An 18,237-nucleotide genomic window follows, 5' to 3' on the forward strand; every position below is an offset into this window, starting at 1 on the left:
TGCAAAGGATTGGGGGCGGCGGCAATGGGGCCGCCATAGAAACGGAAGACACGGCAGGGGCCGTGAGTGCTTCCAAGAGGAAACGATAGATGTTCAACGTGACTAAGAAGTCGATCCAGTGGGGCAATGAAACGCTGACACTGGAGTCGGGCAAGGTTGCCCGTCAGGCCGACGGCTCTGTGATCGCCACCCTTGGCGAAACCAGCGTCATGGCCAACGTGACGTTTGCCAAACAGGCAAAGCCGGGGCAGGATTTCTTCCCGCTGACCGTGCACTACCAAGAGAAATACTATGCCGCCGGGAAGATCCCGGGTGGCTTTTTCAAGCGTGAGGCCCGTCCTTCCGAAAAGGAAACGCTGACCTCGCGTCTGATCGACCGTCCGTGCCGCCCGCTGTTCGTCGAAGGCTTCAAGAACGAAGTTCTGGTGATGTGCACCGTGCTGAGCCATGATCTGGTGAACGAGCCCGATATCGTCGCCATGATCGCTGCAAGCGCCGCGCTGACGATTTCCGGCGTGCCGTTCATGGGCCCGATCGGTGCGGCCCGCGTTGGCTTCTCGAATGGCGAATATGTCCTCAACCCCGAAGTTGATGACATGCAGAACCTGCGCAACAACCCCGACCAGCGCCTTGATCTGGTCATCGCCGGCACCAAAGACGCCGTGATGATGGTTGAATCCGAAGCCTATGAACTGACCGAAGCCGAAATGCTGGGCGCCGTGAAGTTTGGCCATGATGCGATGCAGCCGGTGATCGACATGATCATCGACTTCGCCGAAGCCTGCGCCAAAGAGCCCTTCGACTTCTCGCCCCCCGATTATTCGGATCTTTATGCCAAGGTGAAAGCCGCTGGCGAAGCCCAGATGCGCGCCGCTTTCGCCATCCGCGACAAGCAAGACCGCACGAATGCGATCTCGGCTGCCGTGGCTGCGATCAAAGAGGCCATGGGCGAAGAAGATCTGGCCGATGCCAACCTTGGCTCGGCGATCAAAAAGCTGGAATCGTCGATCCTGCGCGGTGACGTCGTCAAGAACGGCACCCGCATTGATGGCCGCGACACCAAGACCGTGCGCCCGATCGTCTGCGAAACCGGCATTCTGCCGCGCACCCATGGTTCGGCCCTGTTCACCCGTGGCGAAACCCAAGGTCTGGTCGTGACCACCCTTGGCACCGGCGAGGATGAGCAGATCATTGACGCGCTGCACGGCAACAGCCGCTCGAACTTCCTGCTGCACTATAACTTCCCCCCCTATTCGGTGGGCGAAGTGGGCCGCGTGGGGTCGCCCGGTCGTCGTGAAATCGGTCACGGCAAACTGGCATGGCGCGCGCTGCAGGCCGTGCTGCCGGCCCCGACCGACTTCCCCTATACCATCCGCGTCGTGTCCGAGATCACCGAGTCCAACGGCTCGTCCTCGATGGCATCGGTGTGCGGTGGCTCGTTGGCAATGATGGATGCCGGCGTTCCGCTGAAAGCCCCGGTCGCTGGTGTGGCGATGGGTCTGATCCTGGAAGATGACGGCTCTTACGCTGTTCTGACCGACATTCTGGGTGACGAAGACCACCTTGGTGACATGGACTTCAAGGTGGCTGGCACCGAGAACGGCATCACCTCGCTGCAGATGGACATCAAGGTTGCCGGCATCACGCCTGCCATCATGGAGCAGGCTTTGGCACAGGCCAAAGATGGCCGGATGCACATCCTGGGTGAAATGGCCAAGGCGCTGTCGGCCCCGCAGGGCTTTAGCGAATATGCCCCCAAGATCGAAACGATGCAGATCCCAACCGACAAGATCCGTGAAGTGATCGGCTCGGGCGGCAAGGTCATCCGCGAGATCGTGGAAACATCGGGCGCAAAGGTTGACATCAACGACGACGGTCAGATCAAGATCGCCTCGAACGATGCTGCCGCCATCAAGCGCGCCTATGACATGATCTATTCGATCGTGGCAGAGCCGGAAGAAGGCCGCATCTATACCGGCAAGGTCGTCAAGCTGGTCGATTTCGGTGCTTTCGTGAACTTCTTCGGCAAGCGCGATGGTCTGGTGCATGTCAGCCAGATCGCCAACAAGCGCCTGACCCATCCGAATGAGATCCTGAAAGAAGGCCAGGAAGTGAAAGTCAAACTTCTGGGCTTTGATGATCGTGGCAAGGTGCGCCTTGGCATGAAGATGGTCGATCAGGAAACCGGCGAAGAACTCGCCGAGAAGAAAGACGAAGCCGCAGAGGCCTGATCTTTTTCCTGACAGTTCCAGAAAGGCCCCGGGGTTCCGGGGCCTTTTCTTTTGGCGGGTCGGTGGTGGCTGCGTGTCCGGTTTGCCACGCCAGATCAGTTGATTTCAGCGCAGAAAACACCACGATCACGGAACGTTTGCGCGCATCCGCGACTTAATTAAGCTATACAGAAGAAAAATGAGGGCCTGCCGCATGACATCATTTCCCAACCGCCGCCTTTTCCTGACAACTGCCGTGGCTGCCTTGGCCACACCGGCCCTAATCTCTCGCGCAGCGGCCCAGACGAAACCAGACCGCAAAACCTATGTCGTTCCGCCCGAGCATCAGCCCAAACTTGTGCAACTGCGCGATCAGTTTGCCCCCGGCCAGATCCTTGTCGATCCCAACACCTTCTCGCTGTATTGGACGATGGAGAAAAAGCAGGCCATGCGCTTTATCGTGGGGGTCGGCCGGGGCAACCTGTATGAACCCGGCAGTTTCCGCATCGGCGCGAAAAAGGAATGGCCCAGTTGGACCCCGACGAAAGAGATGATCGCCCGCGACCCCGGCCATTATGCACGCTATGCCGATGGCATGCCGGGCGGGCCGACCAACCCGCTGGGCGCACGGGCGCTGTATCTGTTCGATGATCGGCGCGGCGACACATTCTTGCGCATCCACGGCACGCCTGATCCCTGGACAATCGGCTCGGCCGTGTCGAATGGCTGTGTGCGGCTGGTGAATGACCAGATCACGCAGTTGTATGATCTGGTGCCGATTGGCGCCCCCGTCACCCTTTACGCCAAGCGGTCACAATCCAGCTAAGCGATCACATGCCAGCTGCGGCGGGCATCAAAAGGCCCCGGTCATCACGTCCGGGGCCTTTGGTTTCAGTTCGGGGCTTTGGCAAAGCGCAGATAGGGCAGCTTGATGTCCAGCTTGCCGAATTTTTCCTTGGCCTGATCATCGGTCAGCGACAGGGCCACGATCACATCCTGACCGGGCTGCCAGTTGGCCGGGGTTGCCAGCGGAACGCCATCGGTGGCTTGCACGGCATCCAGCGCGCGCAGGATTTCGGCAAAGTTGCGGCCCACCGACATCGGATACGACATGGTCAGGCGCACTTTCTTGTCCGGCCCGATGATATAGACCGTGCGCACAGTGGCCGTGTTGGCCGGGGTGCGGCCCTCGCCCGGCAGGTAGTAATCAGCCGGCAGCATGTCATAGGCCTTGGCGACCGTCAGGCTGGTGTCATCAATGATCGGAAACTCTGCCGCGCTGCCGCCAAACGCCTCAATGTCGCGCATCCACTTGTGGTGCTCTTCAACCGAGTCGACCGAAACGCCAATCACCTTGGTGTTGCGCTTTTTCCACTCGGCGGCCAGCTGGGCAACAGCGCCGAACTCGGTGGTGCAAACGGGGGTAAAATCGCGCGGATGGCTGAAAATGATGCCATAGCTGTCGCCCAGCCAGTCGTGGAACTTGATCGTTCCCGCCGTCGACTCGGCGGTGAAATCGGGGGCAATATCGTTGATACGAACGGACATGGTCGGTTCTCTCCTGGTTACATTCTGAAGACGAGATATGTCATTGACCCGCCAACTTCACCCCCTTTAGCGCAAGGCGCGACAAAACAGATCATTCTTTTGCCGCCATCCCGTCTTGGTGACTGGTTTTCCGCCATAACCATGGCTGCGCAGACATTCATTCTGACGAAAGGCGCAGCAAAGCGAAGCGTTTCCCGACGCTAATCTGTCGGAGTTATGCTTGCACAAGGCTGGTCGCACTGCCACCTTATGATCAAATTTGCCAAGGAGGCGATAATGCTGACGAAACGCCAGTTCTACATCAATGGCCAGTGGGTCGATCCCGCCACCCCGCGCGATCTGCATGTGATCAACCCGTCGAACGAAGAGCCCTGCGCCGTGATCAGCCTTGGCGATCAGGCCGATACCGATGCCGCCGTTGCCGCCGCCAAGGCGGCCTTCCCAGCTTGGGCCGCAACGCCCCCGGCAGAACGCGCCCGCCTGGTGCGCAAGATCCTTGATCAATACAACGCCCGCCTGCAGGAATTCGCCGAGGCGATTGCCATGGAAATGGGCGCGCCCATTGATTTTGCCCTGTCGGATCAGGCCCCTTGCCTGCCGTGGCACACGACCAATTTTCTGAAAGCCTTTGAAACCATCGAATGGGTCCGCCCTCTTGGCCCTCAGGCCCCCGGCGCGGCGGTGGTGATGGAGCCGATTGGTGTGGTGGGGTTGATCACGCCGTGGAACTGGCCGGTCAACCAGATCGCACTCAAGGCCATTCCGGCGATGCTGGCGGGTTGCACCTGTGTGCTGAAACCGTCGGAAGAAAGCCCGCTGAACGCGATGCTGTTTGCCGAATTCTGCCATGATGCCGGAATTCCGCCCGGCGTGTTCAACCTTGTGAACGGCGATGGCGCAGGTGTGGGCAGCCAGCTTTCGGTGCACCCCGATGTCGAGATGATCTCGTTCACCGGCTCGACCCGTGCGGGCAAGGCGATCAGCAAGGCTGCGGCCGATACGCTGAAACGCGTGGCGCTGGAACTGGGCGGCAAGGGGGCGAATCTGCTGTTCGCTGATGCCGATGACAAGGCGGTGGAACGGTCGGTGCGGCGGATGATGGAAAACACCGGCCAGTCCTGCAACGCCCCGTCACGCCTGCTGGTCGAACGCTCGGTCTATGACCAGACCGTGGCCAAGGCCGTGCAAGTGGCCGAGTCGATCAAGATCGGACCCGCGCTGGAAAAGGGGCCGCATATCGGGCCGGTCGTGAACAAGCGGCAGTGGGACCAGATCCAGGGCTATATCCAGAAGGGCATCGACGAGGGTGCACGGCTGGTGACGGGTGGGCCGGGCTTGCCCGAAGGGTTCAACCGCGGCTTCTATGTCAAGCCCACGATCTTTGCCGATGTGGTGCCGGGGATGACGATCGAGAAGGAAGAGATCTTCGGGCCGGTGCTGTGCGTGATCCCGTTCGATACCGAAGAAGAGGCGGTCAGGATCGCCAACGACACCCCCTATGGGCTGACCAACTACGTTCAGTCGGGCAGCCCGGCGCGGGCCAATCGGCTGGCGCATCAGTTGAAGTCGGGGATGGTTGAGATGAACGGAAAATCGCGGGGGGCGGGATCGTTCTTTGGGGGGGTCAAGCAGTCGGGTCGCGCGCGTGAGGGCGGGATCTGGGGGCTGGAGGAGTTCCTCGAACCCAAGGGAATCTCGGGCTATGATTTCACCGTGAAAGACGCCGCGGAATAGGTGTCTTTGCCAGAGACACGTTAAGGCCCAAGCAAAATCAAGGGGTTAAGATTTCGTCTTAACCCCTTGTTCATACGTCCCCCTGCAGACCGGTTTCGGCTGTGCTGCGGACCGCAGGGCCTGCCCGGCGCAGACCGAACGCCGGGGCCACGCCAAAAACCACTTAGAGATCAAAGGTCGCCAGAACTGGGGCGTGATCGCTGGGCTGTTCCCACCCGCGCACGGCCCGCAGGATGCGGCTGGAATGGCTGGCCTGCGCAATGTCGGGCGTGGCCCAGATATGGTCAAGCCTGCGGCCCTTGTCGGCCGCATCCCAATCGGGGCTGCGATAGGACCACCAGCTATACAGCAGGCCGTTCGGAATATCCTTGCGCGTCACATCGACAAAACTGCCCGCATTCTGGGTTTGGGCCAGATGTTCGACCTCGATCGGCGTATGGCTGACGATCTTCAAAAGCTGCTTGTGATTCCACACGTCATCTTCCCGCGGGGCAATGTTCAGATCGCCCACAAGAATGGATTTCTGCGGCTTGGCGGCGTGGAAATCGTCGCGCAGATGCGTCAGGAAATCGAGTTTCTGGCCGAACTTTTCGTTCTGCGCCCGATCTGGAATGTCGCCCCCGGCGGGCACATAGCAATTGTGGATGGTGACACCGTTTTCAAGCCGCGCCGCCACATGGCGGGCATGGCCCAGATTGGCCCAATCGGTGGACCCGGCATCTTGCAACGGCAGCTTTGACAGGATCGCAACGCCGTTATAGCCCTTTTGCCCCCGCGCAACCATATGGGTGTAGCCAAGCGCCTGAAACTGTTCGACCGGGATCTTTTCCACCGGGCTTTTGCATTCTTGCAAACACAGGATATCGGGCTGTTCTTCGGCCATCAGCCGCGCCACCAGACCTTCGCGCAGGCGCACGGAATTGATGTTCCAGGTGGCAAGGGTAAAGGGCATGGCAGGCTCCGCTTTGGGTGGCACAGATTTGCGGCCAACCTAACGCGGGATGGCGGCAGTTGCCACCTGTGGCTTGGGCGGGCGTGGCGCAAAAAGAAAGCCCGGGCATCGGGCCCGGGCGTCAAGTCCAACAGGGAGGTGCAGAAAGAATGCGCAAACAGGCCCAGAGGTTCCTTGACCTGAATCAAATATTTCAGAGTCAGGAAAAAAAGAGGCCGGGCAACTGCCCGGCCAGGTCCAACAGGGAGGTTCCGTGCCATAACCCCGACACGGAAAGGGGAACCAATGAAATCAATCTCTCATATGTGAGTATATAAAAGATGAATCTGGCAACAATAGGACGTTAGGCCACCAAACGATATCCGCCGCTCTCTGTGACCAAAATGCGCGCATTTGAGGGATCGGGCTCAATCTTCTGGCGCAACCGGTAGATGTGCGTTTCCAAAGTATGTGTCGTAACTCCAGCATTATAGCCCCAGACCTCGTGCAGCAGCACATCGCGGGCCACAACGCCAGATTGTGCGCGATAGAGGAATTTCAGGATGTTGGTTTCCTTTTCGGTCAGCCGGATCTTCTTTTCCTTTTCATCCAGCAGCAGTTTCTGCGCCGGACGGAAGGTATAGGGGCCAAGCTGGAACACGGCATCTTCGGATTGTTCATGCTGGCGCAACTGGGCGCGGATGCGGGCCAGAAGCACCGGGAACTTGAAGGGTTTTGTGACGTAATCATTGGCCCCCGAATCAAGGCCAAGGATGGTGTCGGCATCGCTGTCATGGCCGGTCAGCATCAGGATCGGGCATTTCACGCCGCTTTTGCGCATGCGGCGGCACAGTTCGCGGCCATCGGTATCGGGCAGGCCAACGTCCAGGATCACCAGATCGTAAATGGCGGCCTTGGCCTTTTCCATACCTTCGGCACCGGTGCCGGCCTCGAACACGTCGAAGTCTTCGGTCATCACCAGTTGTTCTGACAGGGCTTCCCGCAGGTCGTCGTCATCATCTACCAAAAGGATCTTGCGCAATTGGGCCATCATCGCCTCCGCCGTTTGTCTGGGCTAGAGATGCGCCCCGATCACGAAGCCTGCAAGAATTGCAACGAAAGTTTCACGCGGTCGTGTCGGCCTGCGGGGATATGTTTCAATTCCGTCATCCGGCAGATATGACAAGGGCAAGAGAAGGTGTGCATGATGACCCTTGGCCCCACGATTGCAGAACGGCTGAACCGCGCCCGCGTTGATTTGCGGATGGGGGTGCCGGTGGTTTTGGCGCAAAACGGGCAAGCGGCGCTGGTGGCAGCGGTGGAAACGCTGGGCGCGGCGCGGCTGTCGGGGTTGCGCGCGCTGGGGGTGCCGGAACTGGCGCTGACGGCGCGCCGGGCCGAAACGCTGAAGGCGCGGGCCTACGATGGCGATCTGGCGCGGCTGGCCGTGCCGCAAGAGATGGGGCTGGACTGGCTGCGCGCCATGGCCGACCCCGCCGATGATTTGCGGGTGCCGATGAAGGGGCCGTTCCAATCGCTGCGCGAGGGCAGTGCGGGGCTGCACCGGGCGGCGGTGCAGATGGTGAAATCGGCGCATCTGCTGCCTGCGGCTTTGGTGGTGCCGGTGGCCAACGGGCTGGCGCTGGCGGCAGATCAAGGGCTGACCTTTGTGGCGCTGGATCAGGCGGCGGGGGCGTTGTCGGCACTGGCACCGCTGCGCGAGGTGTCGGCGGCGCGGCTGCCGATGGTGGCCAGCGATGCCGGGCGCGTGCATGTGTTCCGCCCCGATGATGGGGGCGAGGAACATTACGCGATCGAGATCGGGCGGCCCGACCGGTCCGCCCCGGTGTTGGCGCGGCTGCACTCGGCCTGTTTTACCGGCGATGTGCTGGGCAGTCTGAAATGCGACTGCGGCCCGCAACTGCGTGCGGCCCTGGCGCAGATGGGGGCCGAGGGGGCGGGTGTGCTGCTGTATCTGAACCAAGAGGGCCGGGGCATCGGCTTGGCCAACAAGATGCGGGCCTACAGTTTGCAGGATCAGGGGTTTGATACGGTAGAGGCCAATCACCGGCTGGGGTTTGAGGATGACGAGCGCGATTTTCGGATTGGTGCCGATATTTTGCGCCGCATGGGGTTTGCGGCGGTGCGGTTGCTGACGAACAACCCGCGCAAAATTGCGATGATGGAGAGTTGCGGGCTGCGCGTGGTCGAGCGGGTGCCCTTGCAAGTGGGCGAAACGCGCGAGAATGCGGGTTATCTGGCGACCAAGGCGCGCAAATCGGGGCATTTGCTGTGAAGGCAGAAGATATCGTGGTCACCGCCCAAGGGGCGCGGTTCATGGGGCGGGTGTTTCCCTGCTCGGTCGGGCGTGGGGGCATCGTGGCCGCCGCCGACAAGCGTGAGGGCGATGGCGCCACGCCCGAGGGAGAGCATCGGCTGATCGGGATGCTGTATAACCCTGCGCGGATGGCGCGGCCTGCGGATTGGGCCTTGCCGGTGTCGCATGCGGATGGCTGGTCGGATGACAGCACCGACCCCGCGTATAACCAGATGGTTCGGCGGCCCAGTGGTTTCGGGCACGAAAGGCTGTGGCGGGCCGATCCGCTGTATGATCTGATCGTGCTGACCGATTGGAACTGGCCCGAGGGCGAGCCGGGGCGGGGATCTGCCATTTTCGTGCATACATGGCGGCGGCCCCGGTTTCCGACGGCCGGCTGCGTGGCCCTGGCCCGCGCGGATCTGTTGTGGATTGCGCCACGGATCAAGCACCAGACGCGGCTGATCATCCGGCGGTGACCCCCCTTTCCAAAGCGCTTTGAACGCCCTATCCTGCCGCCGCGAACAGGGGGGCAGGATATGGCCAAGGCAGCGAATTCCTTTGAGGATGAGATTTTTGCCCTGCGCATGGAACGCTCGGCCCCGGATTTGTGGCCCATGCTGGATGCGCTTTATGGGCATCTGCCGGGCTATCCGCAGTTTCAGCGCGATCTGCAAAAGGCGCTTGCCGCCGCGTGGAAAGACCGGCCCGACGATCTGAAGCGGCTGGATCTAAAGCGCGATCTGGAGCCGGACTGGTTTCAGCGCCCCGAAATGGCGGGCTATGTCTTTTACATCGACCGGTTTGCCGGAACGCTGCAGGGCGTGTTGGACAAGCTGGACTATCTGCAGGATCTGGGGATCACCTATGTCCATCTTATGCCCTGCCTGAAACCCCGGCCGGGTGACAGTGACGGCGGCTATTCGGTGATGGATTACCGCAAGATCAACCCCGCCTATGGGACGATGGCGGATTTTGAGGAGGTCGCAGCAGCCTTGCGGGCGCGGGGCATGTCGCTGTGCATTGATCTGGTGCTGAACCATACCGCCAAGGAACATGCCTGGGCCAAGAAGGCCGCCAAGGGCGATGCCGCCTATCAGGCGTTTTACCTGATGTTCGACAGCCCCGAACTGCCCGACCTGTATGAGCGCAGTTTGGTTGAGGTCTTTCCCGACCATGCGCCGGGAAATTTCACCCATTACCCCGAAATCGGCAAATGGGTCTGGACCACGTTCAACGAGCATCAGTGGGATCTGAACTGGGCCAATCCGCAGGTGTTTCTTGAAATCGTCAAGACCATGCTGTTTCTGGCCAACCGCGGCGTTGATGTGCTGCGGCTGGATGCCGTGGCCTTTATGTGGAAGCGGATGGGCACGCGCTGCCAGTCAGAGCCCGAGGTGCATATGCTGTTGCAGGCCCTGCGCGCCTGTTCGCGGATCGCGGCTCCGGCGGTCATTCATCTGGAGGAAGCCATCGTCTCGCCCGCCGAGATGCTGCCCTATCTGGGGCGGGGGCAGCATGATGGCAAAGAGGGCAATCTGGCCTATCACAACAGCCTGATGGTGCAGTTCTGGTCGGCGCTGGCCACCCGCGACACAAGGTTGATGGCCCATGTTCTGGGCACGCATTTCCCCGAAACGCTGCGCAATGCGACCTATGCCACCTATATCCGCTGTCATGACGATATTGGCTGGGCGGTCACGGATGAGGATGCGGCGGCGCTGAACCTGTCGGGGCCGGGGCATCGGGCCTTTTTGTCCGATTTCTACGACGGCAGTTTTCCGGGCAGTTTTGCGCGCGGCACCCTGTTTCAGGAAAATCCGGCCACGGGCGACAAGCGGATTTCGGGCAGCTTTGCCGCGCTGGCAGGGTTAGAGCAGGCGTTGGAACAGGGCAACGCGGCCGAGGTGGATCTGGCCGTGCAGCGGATGGTGATGGGCCATGCGCTGATTGCCAGCTTTGGCGGGATTCCCCTGATCTATATGGGCGATGAACTGGCCCTGCTGAACGATCACAGCTATCACGACCGGCCCGACCACGCCCATGACAGCCGCTGGATTCACCGCCCCATGATGGATTGGGATCTGGCCGCACAGCGCCATGCGGGCACCAGCCCCGCTGCGCAGGTGTTCTGGGCCACACGCCATATCTTGCAGCGGCGGCGCGCGGTGCCGGGCCTGCATGCCGGATATGGCACCCGCATCTTGCATTGCGATCAGCCGGGCGTGTTTGCCTTTGCGCGGTTGGCGCCCACCGGGCCGGTGCTGTGCCTGTTCAACTTTACCGAAAACTGGCAGCACCTGCCCGAATCTTGGGCCCGCATGCAAGGCGCAGGCCAGATGCATGATCTGTTGTCAGATCATCCGGTGGAAACCCACGGCGGCATGATCGCCCTACCCCCCTATGCGCGGGTCTGGCTGATCTAGCGGGCGCTGTAATCGCGCGCGCCAAAGATGGCGCTGCCCACCCGCACATGGGTGGCCCCGTGGGCGATGGCGGTTTCAAAATCGCTGCTCATGCCCATCGACAGGCCGGACACGCCGTTGCGCGCGGCCATGTCTGCCAGCATCGCGAAATGCGGGGCAGGGTCTTCGCCTTCGGGCGGGATGCACATCAGGCCCTTGACCGGCAGATCCATCGCGGTGGCGCTGTGCAGAAAGGTATCCAGGTCGGCGGGCAAAACGCCGGCCTTTTGCGGCTCGGCCCCGGTGTTGACCTGAATGAACAGCTCGGGGCAGGTGCCGCGGGATTGGGCCAGTTTGGCCAGTTTCTCGGCCAGGCTGGGGCGGTCAACGGTGTGGATGGCGTCGAACAATTCGACCGCAACCTTGGCCTTGTTGGTTTGCAGCGGGCCAATCATATGCACCTGCACCGGGCCAAAGCGGTCGCGCAGGTCGGGCCATTTGGCCTGCGCCTCTTGCACATAGTTTTCGCCAAAGACGCGGTGGCCAGCAGTCAGCACCTGTTCAACGCGGTCCAGCGGCTGCACCTTGGACACAGCGATCAGCGTGACCGAGCCGGGTGCACGGCCATGGGCGGCCATTGCGGCGGTGATGCGGGATGAGATTTCGGCCAGTGACATGCGACCCCCTGATGTTTGGGGCACAAGACCACATCTGGGGCCAAGGGAAAAGGGTGGGCACCGCGCTTGTGGGCAGAAACGAAAAGAGCGGACCCGAAGGCCCGCTCTCCTCTAACCAGTTTCGTTCAGATTAGAACGAGAACAGCATGCCGAGGTCGGCGCGGGTTTCGCTGACCGGCGAGTTCAGAGTGCCCAGACCCGACTGCGATTCGTCGAGCGACTTGATCTTGGCGATGCCGCCTTTGATCGAAGCGCCGCCGCCGAGGTCATAGGAAGCGCCCAGACCATACGACTCTTCCTGCATGACTTTGGTGCCAGCAACTTTGAAGTCGCTCATGCCGTAGCCAGCCGAAACGGTGATCGCGTCCATGGTGTAGGAAGCGTTCAGGCCGAAGCTGTCCGACTTGACGGTGCCGAGCAGAACGCCAGCGCCGTTGTACACGTCGTGGTCGCCTTTGGCATACAGACCGGCAACTTTGATGCCGCTGATGTCAGCGCCAGCGTAGAGCGAGGTGACTTTCGAGTCGAAGGTACCTGCGACGCCAGCAAGAGCGCCGAACTCCGAACCGATGGTGTAGGCTGCGTCATGCTGAGCGTGGCCCAGACCAACGTAGTACATGTCGGTGCTGTATTTGAAACCAACTGCATACGAGTCGGTGGTGTTCACCGGGCTGAAGCCTTCGTTCAGGCGGCCCGACATCGAGAAGGTCAGACCGTTGACCGAGTAGGTGTAGTTCACGTTGTGAGCCAGCGAAGCGCCGGTCAGGTCGCCCAGTTCGTCGCCGACAACCGATTCTGCAACGTCATCAACGTCCAGACCGTCCCAGCCGATGTCCGACAGGCCAGCAACTTCGTCAGCTTCGCCAACAGCGCCCATCGACAGCTTGCCGAATGCGCCCGACATGAACACGGTGGTGTCGTCGTTCAGCAGGCCGCCGTTGTTTTCGACTTTGATGTTCATCACAGCGCCGAACGACAGACCCGAATCCGATTCACCGCTCATGGTGGCGACCAGCGTGGCGTACGAGAACACCTTGCTCTTTTCAACGGTCTCGCTGTTGTACTGCAGACCCATGCCAGCAGCACCCGAGAGCGTAACTTCAGCAGCAGCGACGGTACCGGTCATTGCCAGGACGGTCGAGGCGAGAAGGATCTTTTTCATTTTGTTCCCTTTCGAATTTCAACACTACCGCCGTCTCTTTGGCGGCGACATGAGTTTGTCTAACCTTTCCTTTTCGACAATTACACATCCAACTGAAATTCCGGCCACCAAAGCCCGCCCCTGTAGCTTGGATGCAACAATGGCTGCGATGGCCCAGAGCTGCGGCTCAAATCACGCTGCCGTATTAAGTGGTTCGCGCGCGCACGCGAGGCAGCCAGATCATGCTGCGCGGGCGACTGGCAGCACCTGCCCCGGCTGACGGGGCGCGAGTCGCGCGGAGCAGCGCATCTGAACGGGTAATTCCGGGCCGGACATGGCACCACGCGCCCGCTGCCGATTTTCGCGCGGTGCTGTCTCTGGTGCGGTTTCCGGGCGCGAAAAGCCTTGGCACGCTGTAAACGCTGGGCTAGACAGCAGATTGAATGGTTTTCGGGGGTCGGGATGTTCTTTAACCGCTTCACGCGCATCGCAATCATGACGGGCGCCTTGGCTGCGCTATCGGCATGTGGGGGCGGATTTGGCAGTGGGCCGAGCAGCTGGTTCAGCCGCACCGGGGTACCAACCGATCAGCAACTTGCCAGCAAAGAGCGCGCCGATGCCCAGCGTGCGGCCCTTGCCCGCGCCAACGGCGAAGATGAGCGCCGCTCGACCATCTGGGATCTGTTCAGCAATGCAGATGATCCGAACACCACGGTCGAGGTGAACAAATACCTGTGGCAGGCCAGCCTTGAAGTGCTGAATTTCCTGCCTGTCGAGTCGATTGACCCGTTCACCGGCGTGATCGTGACCGGCTATGGCACACCGCCCGGCGGGGGCCGCGCCTATCGCGCCACTGTCTATGTGCAAGACCCGGCCCTGGATGCCCGATCGTTGCGCGTGGCGCTGCAATCACGCGGTGGCGCCGTGCCCGCCGAAACGGCGCGTGCGGTCGAAGATGCGATCCTGACCCGCGCCCGGCAACTGCGCATCCGCGATTCGAAGCTGTAAGGGCTGCCGGCAGCAATGCCGGGTGCATCGGTTTTTGAAAACGCGGGCCCGCAGTCTTTGGCATGTGGGGCACGTTTCCCATGCGGGAGGCGTTTCAGCGGCAGCAGCGCCGGGCACTGGACCTTTTCCTGATCATCGGTGTAATTCCCACCGGAACCCGGAGGTTACTTATGTCGCGCTATGAACCCGCCCAGATCGAACCGAAATGGCAGCAAGCCTGGGATGAGGCGCAGGCCTTTCTCGCCAAGCGTGACCCGTCCAAGCCGAAATATTATGTGCTTGAGATGTTCCCCTATCCATCCGGGCGCATCCATATGGGCCATGTGCGCAACTATACGATGGGCGATGTGGTTGCCCGCTATAAGGCGGCGCAGGGCTTTTCGGTGCTGCACCCGATGGGATGGGACGCCTTTGGCATGCCTGCCGAAAACGCCGCGATGGAACGGGGGGGCCACCCCAAGGACTGGACCTATGGCAATATTGCCGACATGCGCGGCCAGATGAAGCCTTTGGGTCTGTCGATCGACTGGACGCGTGAATTTGCCACCTGTGACCCGGAATATTACGGCCAGCAGCAGGCGATGTTCCTCGATATGCTGGAAAAGGGTCTGGTCTATCGCAAGAACGCCGTGGTGAACTGGGATCCGGTTGATATGACCGTTCTGGCCAATGAACAGGTGATCGACGGCAAGGGCTGGCGGTCGAATGCCCCGGTGGAACGGCGCGAGTTGACGCAGTGGTTCTTCAAGATTTCCGACTATTCAGAGGATTTGCTGAATGCGCTGGACGGGCTGACCAACTGGCCCGAGAAGGTGCGGCTGATGCAGGCCAATTGGATTGGCCGCTCTCGCGGGCTGCAATTTGCCTTTGATACGGTGGGCGCGCCCGAAGGCTTTGAAAAGCTGGAGGTTTACACCACCCGCCCCGATACGCTGATGGGGGCCTCTTTCGCCGCGATCAGCCCGGATCACCCCCTGGCCAAGGTGCTGGAGGCTGATCCGCAAGTGGCGCGGTTCATCGCAGAATGCCGTCGCGGCGGCACCAGCGCAGAAGAATTGGAAACCGCCGAAAAGATCGGCTTTGACACCGGCATCCGCGTCAAGCATCCGCTGGACCCGAATTGGGAATTGCCGGTCTGGATCGCCAATTTCATTCTGATGGATTACGGCACGGGCGCGATTTTCGGCTGCCCCGGCCATGACCAGCGCGATTTCGACTTTGCCCGCAAATATGGCCTGCCGATCAAGGCCGTGTTCGTGGCCGAAGGGGCCGAGGATGCCGACCTGACCGAGGCTTTTGTGCCGATGAAGTCCGAGCCGGTGCGCTATGTCCGCGGCTTTGCCGGGGCCGAGGTGCAGACCGGCGACGAGGGGGTGGCCGCCGCCATCGCCCATGCCGAATCGCAGGGCTATGGGCAGGGGGTGACCAAGTTCCGCCTGCGCGATTGGGGCGTGTCGCGCCAACGCTATTGGGGCTGCCCGATTCCGGTGGTGCATTGCGCGGCCTGCGGCGTGGTGCCCGAAAAGAAAGAGAACCTGCCAATCAAGCTGCCCGATGACGTCAGCTTTGACATTCCGGGCAACCCGCTGGACCGCCACCCAAGCTGGCGCGACTGTGCCTGCCCGGCCTGTGGTGCGCCCGCCCGGCGCGAAACCGACACGATGGATACGTTCGTCGATTCGTCGTGGTATTATGCGCGCTTTACCAGCCCGCGGGCAGCAACGCCGACCAGCCTGCCCGATGCCGATTACTGGATGAATGTCGATCAGTATATCGGCGGCATCGAGCATGCGATTCTGCACCTGCTGTATTCGCGCTTTTTTGCCCGCGCGATGCATGCCACCGGCCATCTGCCGGAAAAAAGCCGCGAGCCGTTCAATGCCCTGTTCACCCAAGGCATGGTCACGCATGAGATTTACAAGACGACCGATGCAAATGGCCGCCCGGTCTATCACCTGCCCGAAGACATCATCCGCACCGACAGCGGCGCGGCCTTGGCCGATGGCACGGTGGTTGAGGTGATTCCCTCGGCCAAGATGTCGAAATCCAAGAAGAACGTCGTCGATCCCATGAGCATCATCGCCGCCTTTGGCGCCGATACCGCGCGCTGGTTCGTGATGTCGGACAGCCCGCCCGAACGCGATGTGGAATGGACAGCCAGCGGCGCCGAGGCCACGTTCAAGCATCTGAACCGGGTGTGGACGCTGTGTTCGCGGATTGGCGAGATGCCGGCCGACCATGTGGGCGAAAGTGATCAGGATCTGCGCAAGGCAACGGCCCGCGCGGTGCATGAGGTGACGCAGGCCATCGAGGGCTTTGCCTTTAACAAGGCGATTGCGGGCCTTTACGCCTTTACCAACACGCTGACCAAGGCCAATGGGTCAACCAGCGTGATGAAAGAGGCGATGCGCACCCTGGCACAGTTGATGCAACCGATGGTGCCGCATATCGCCGAATCGATCTGGGCGGCGCAGGGGGGCGTGGGGCTGTGCTGTCAGGCCGAATGGCCCAAGGCCGATCCGGCGCTGCTGGTGGATGACACGGTGATCCTGCCGATCCAGATCAATGGCAAACGCCGGGCGGAAATCAGCGTGGCGAAAGATATGCCCGCCGCCGAGGTTGAAAAAATTGCGCTGGCGAATGAGGATGTGATCAAGTTCCTTGCCGGACAGCCGGTCAAGAAGATCATCGTCGTTCCGGGGCGCATCATCAATGTCGTCGTTTAACCGCCGCAGCCTGATCCTGATGCCGCTGGCGCTTGGCGCCTGCGGCTTTACGCCGGCCTATGCACCGGGCAACCCCGCCTCGGGGCTGCAAGGTGCGATCCGGGTGGCGGAGCCCGACAGCAAAGAAGGCTTTGATCTGGTTGAGCGGCTGGAGGAACGGCTGGGCCTGCCCTCGGGCGCGCGCTATGATCTGACCTATACGATCAAGACCCAGTCCAGCCAGGTGGGCATCACGCCCGACAATACGATTCAGCGCTTTCACCTGACGGGGTCGGTGGAATGGTCGCTGATCAGCCTTGGGTCTGGTGCGCGGGTGACGGGCGGAAAGGTTGAAAACTTTGCCGCCTATTCGGCCACGGGTTCAACCGTTGCCGGGTTGGCCGCCGAAGAGGATGCGGGCTATCGCCTGATGCGGATGCTGGCCGACCAGATCATCACCCGCCTGATCGCCACCGCCGGAACCTGGGCGGAGCAGGGCGCATGATCCTTAAGGGGATCGAAGCCAGCCGCTATTTCTCGAAACCCGATCCGTCCAAGGCGGGCCTGCTGATTGCGGGTGCTGATCCCATGCGGGTGGCGCTGAAACGCCAAGAGGTGATCGCCGCCCTGATCGGCCCCGAGGGCGAAGGCGAAATGCGCCTGACCCGCATTTCCGCGGGCGAATTGCGCAAAGATGGGGCCTCGCTTATCGACGGGATCAAGGCCGTCGGCTTCTTTCCCGGCCCACGGGTGGTGTTTGTCGAAGATGCCACCGACGGGCTGACCGCTGTGATTGCCGAAGGGCTGAAGGAATGGAAGCCCGGCGATGCGGTGATCGTGGTCACGGCCGGGGGGCTGACCGGGAAATCCACGCTGAAGGGCCTGTTTGACAAGGCCCCGCATGCCTTTTCGGCCATTCTGTATGACGACCCGCCCAGCCGTGAAGAAATTGAGGATGCGCTGAAAAAAGCGGGCCTGACCAGCATTGACCGCGAGGCCATGGCCGATCTGAACACGTTGGCCCGCGCGCTGGATCCGGGCGATTTTCGGCAAACGCTGGAAAAGATTGCCCTTTATAAATACGGCGACAGCACCCCGCTGACCCCGGCCGATGTGGCCGCCATGGCCCCCGCAACCGTAGAGGCCGAGGTGGATGACCTGCTGAACGCCGTGGCCGATGGCCGGGCGCGCGAAATCGGGCTGTTGATGCGGCGGCTAGAGGGGCAGGGCGTGCTGCCCGTGACCCTGTGCATTCAGGCGATGCGGCACTTTCGGGCGCTGCATCTGGCGGCCAGCGACCCCGGCGGGGTGCAGGCCGGGCTGATGAAAGCCCGCGTTTTTGGCCCGCGCCGCGATGCGATGCAGCGGCAGGCCAGTGCTTGGGGCGGGCGGGCACTAGAGGGGGCCGTCTCGACCCTGCTGGAAACCGACCTGACCCTGCGGTCAGCCAGTCGCGCGCCGGGCATGGCGCTGATGGAACGCGCGCTGATCCGTCTGGCGATGATGCGGCGCTGACCCCTTGACCAACGGCCCGCCCGGTTGCATCCCAACGGGGTGTAAA

The 18,237-nt window shown here is 61.5% G+C and carries 16 protein-coding genes; 11 read left to right on the plus strand and 5 right to left on the minus strand.

Annotated features, from left to right (window positions below):
- The first annotated feature begins 89 nt into the window (after nucleotides 1–89).
- Both pnp and V3C85_RS12590 read left to right on the plus strand, forming a co-directional pair.
- The gene (gene pnp / locus V3C85_RS12585) at nucleotides 90–2,231 is read left to right on the plus strand and encodes a polyribonucleotide nucleotidyltransferase (RefSeq protein WP_331795448.1); all 2,142 of its coding nucleotides are present in this window, start codon (nucleotides 90–92) and stop codon (nucleotides 2,229–2,231) included.
- A 193-nt stretch (nucleotides 2,232–2,424) separates the two neighbouring features.
- Complete coding sequence (locus V3C85_RS12590) at nucleotides 2,425–3,036, plus strand: L,D-transpeptidase (protein ID WP_331795449.1); 612 nt, start codon at nucleotides 2,425–2,427, stop codon at nucleotides 3,034–3,036.
- A gap of 65 nt (nucleotides 3,037–3,101) precedes the next feature.
- On the opposite strand, the gene V3C85_RS12595 is transcribed toward V3C85_RS12590, so the two are convergent.
- Nucleotides 3,102–3,758: a peroxiredoxin gene (locus V3C85_RS12595; RefSeq protein WP_331795450.1), complete on the minus strand. Its 657-nt coding sequence runs from the start codon at nucleotides 3,756–3,758 to the stop codon at nucleotides 3,102–3,104.
- Between the two features lie 276 nt (nucleotides 3,759–4,034).
- Between V3C85_RS12595 and V3C85_RS12600 the strand changes: the two genes are divergently transcribed.
- Nucleotides 4,035–5,492: an aldehyde dehydrogenase family protein gene (locus V3C85_RS12600; protein WP_331795451.1), complete on the plus strand. Its 1,458-nt coding sequence runs from the start codon at nucleotides 4,035–4,037 to the stop codon at nucleotides 5,490–5,492.
- A 163-nt stretch (nucleotides 5,493–5,655) separates the two neighbouring features.
- Here V3C85_RS12600 and V3C85_RS12605 read toward each other — a convergent pair whose 3' ends face one another.
- A complete protein-coding gene (locus tag V3C85_RS12605) occupies nucleotides 5,656–6,444 on the minus strand; it encodes an exodeoxyribonuclease III (RefSeq protein WP_331795452.1) in 789 nt (262 codons plus the stop codon).
- 343 nt (nucleotides 6,445–6,787) lie between these two features.
- Complete coding sequence (locus tag V3C85_RS12610; RefSeq protein ID WP_331795453.1) at nucleotides 6,788–7,474, minus strand: response regulator transcription factor; 687 nt, start codon at nucleotides 7,472–7,474, stop codon at nucleotides 6,788–6,790.
- A gap of 156 nt (nucleotides 7,475–7,630) precedes the next feature.
- Between V3C85_RS12610 and ribA the strand changes: the two genes are divergently transcribed.
- The 3 genes from ribA to V3C85_RS12625 are packed head-to-tail and all read left to right on the plus strand — an operon-like array spanning nucleotide 7,631 to nucleotide 11,166.
- A complete protein-coding gene (ribA, locus tag V3C85_RS12615; protein ID WP_331795454.1) occupies nucleotides 7,631–8,719 on the plus strand; it encodes a GTP cyclohydrolase II in 1,089 nt (362 codons plus the stop codon).
- Nucleotides 8,716–9,219: a L,D-transpeptidase family protein gene (locus V3C85_RS12620; protein ID WP_331795455.1), complete on the plus strand. Its 504-nt coding sequence runs from the start codon at nucleotides 8,716–8,718 to the stop codon at nucleotides 9,217–9,219. Before ribA ends, V3C85_RS12620 begins: the two co-directional genes overlap by 4 nt.
- Nucleotides 9,220–9,279: 60 nt before the next feature.
- Nucleotides 9,280–11,166: an alpha-amylase family glycosyl hydrolase gene (locus tag V3C85_RS12625; protein ID WP_331795456.1), complete on the plus strand. Its 1,887-nt coding sequence runs from the start codon at nucleotides 9,280–9,282 to the stop codon at nucleotides 11,164–11,166.
- Here V3C85_RS12625 and V3C85_RS12630 read toward each other — a convergent pair.
- Both V3C85_RS12630 and V3C85_RS12635 read right to left on the minus strand, forming a co-directional pair.
- Nucleotides 11,163–11,822 (minus strand): YggS family pyridoxal phosphate-dependent enzyme, encoded by a 660-nt coding sequence (locus V3C85_RS12630; RefSeq protein WP_331795457.1) that lies wholly within the window; start codon nucleotides 11,820–11,822, stop codon nucleotides 11,163–11,165. The two genes, V3C85_RS12625 and V3C85_RS12630, sit on opposite strands and share 4 nt — an antisense overlap.
- Nucleotides 11,823–11,952: 130 nt before the next feature.
- Complete coding sequence (locus tag V3C85_RS12635) at nucleotides 11,953–12,984, minus strand: porin (protein WP_331795458.1); 1,032 nt, start codon at nucleotides 12,982–12,984, stop codon at nucleotides 11,953–11,955.
- A 188-nt stretch (nucleotides 12,985–13,172) separates the two neighbouring features.
- Here V3C85_RS12635 and V3C85_RS12640 point away from each other — a divergent pair, with 188 nt between their 5' ends.
- The 5 genes from V3C85_RS12640 to holA all read left to right on the plus strand — a co-directional run bounded on the left by V3C85_RS12640 (nucleotide 13,173) and on the right by holA (nucleotide 18,191).
- A complete protein-coding gene (locus V3C85_RS12640; RefSeq protein ID WP_331795459.1) occupies nucleotides 13,173–13,382 on the plus strand; it encodes a hypothetical protein in 210 nt (69 codons plus the stop codon).
- Nucleotides 13,383–13,425: 43 nt separating this feature from the next.
- Nucleotides 13,426–13,971 carry a DUF3576 domain-containing protein gene (locus V3C85_RS12645; RefSeq protein ID WP_331795460.1) on the plus strand — a complete coding sequence of 182 codons (546 nt, stop codon included), beginning with the start codon at nucleotides 13,426–13,428 and terminating at the stop codon, nucleotides 13,969–13,971.
- Nucleotides 13,972–14,141: 170 nt separating this feature from the next.
- Nucleotides 14,142–16,697 carry a leucine--tRNA ligase gene (gene leuS / locus V3C85_RS12650; RefSeq protein ID WP_331795569.1) on the plus strand — a complete coding sequence of 852 codons (2,556 nt, stop codon included), beginning with the start codon at nucleotides 14,142–14,144 and terminating at the stop codon, nucleotides 16,695–16,697.
- Nucleotides 16,684–17,181, plus strand: coding sequence for an LPS assembly lipoprotein LptE (gene lptE / locus V3C85_RS12655; RefSeq protein WP_331795461.1), 498 nt, complete (start codon nucleotides 16,684–16,686; stop codon nucleotides 17,179–17,181). Before leuS ends, lptE begins: the two co-directional genes overlap by 14 nt.
- Complete coding sequence (gene holA / locus V3C85_RS12660; protein WP_331795462.1) at nucleotides 17,178–18,191, plus strand: DNA polymerase III subunit delta; 1,014 nt, start codon at nucleotides 17,178–17,180, stop codon at nucleotides 18,189–18,191. Before lptE ends, holA begins: the two co-directional genes overlap by 4 nt.
- The last annotated feature ends 46 nt before the right edge of the window (nucleotides 18,192–18,237 follow it).

This window comes from Pseudotabrizicola sp. L79 (assembly GCF_036553525.1).
In the GTDB taxonomy this organism is placed as follows: domain Bacteria; phylum Pseudomonadota; class Alphaproteobacteria; order Rhodobacterales; family Rhodobacteraceae; genus Pseudotabrizicola.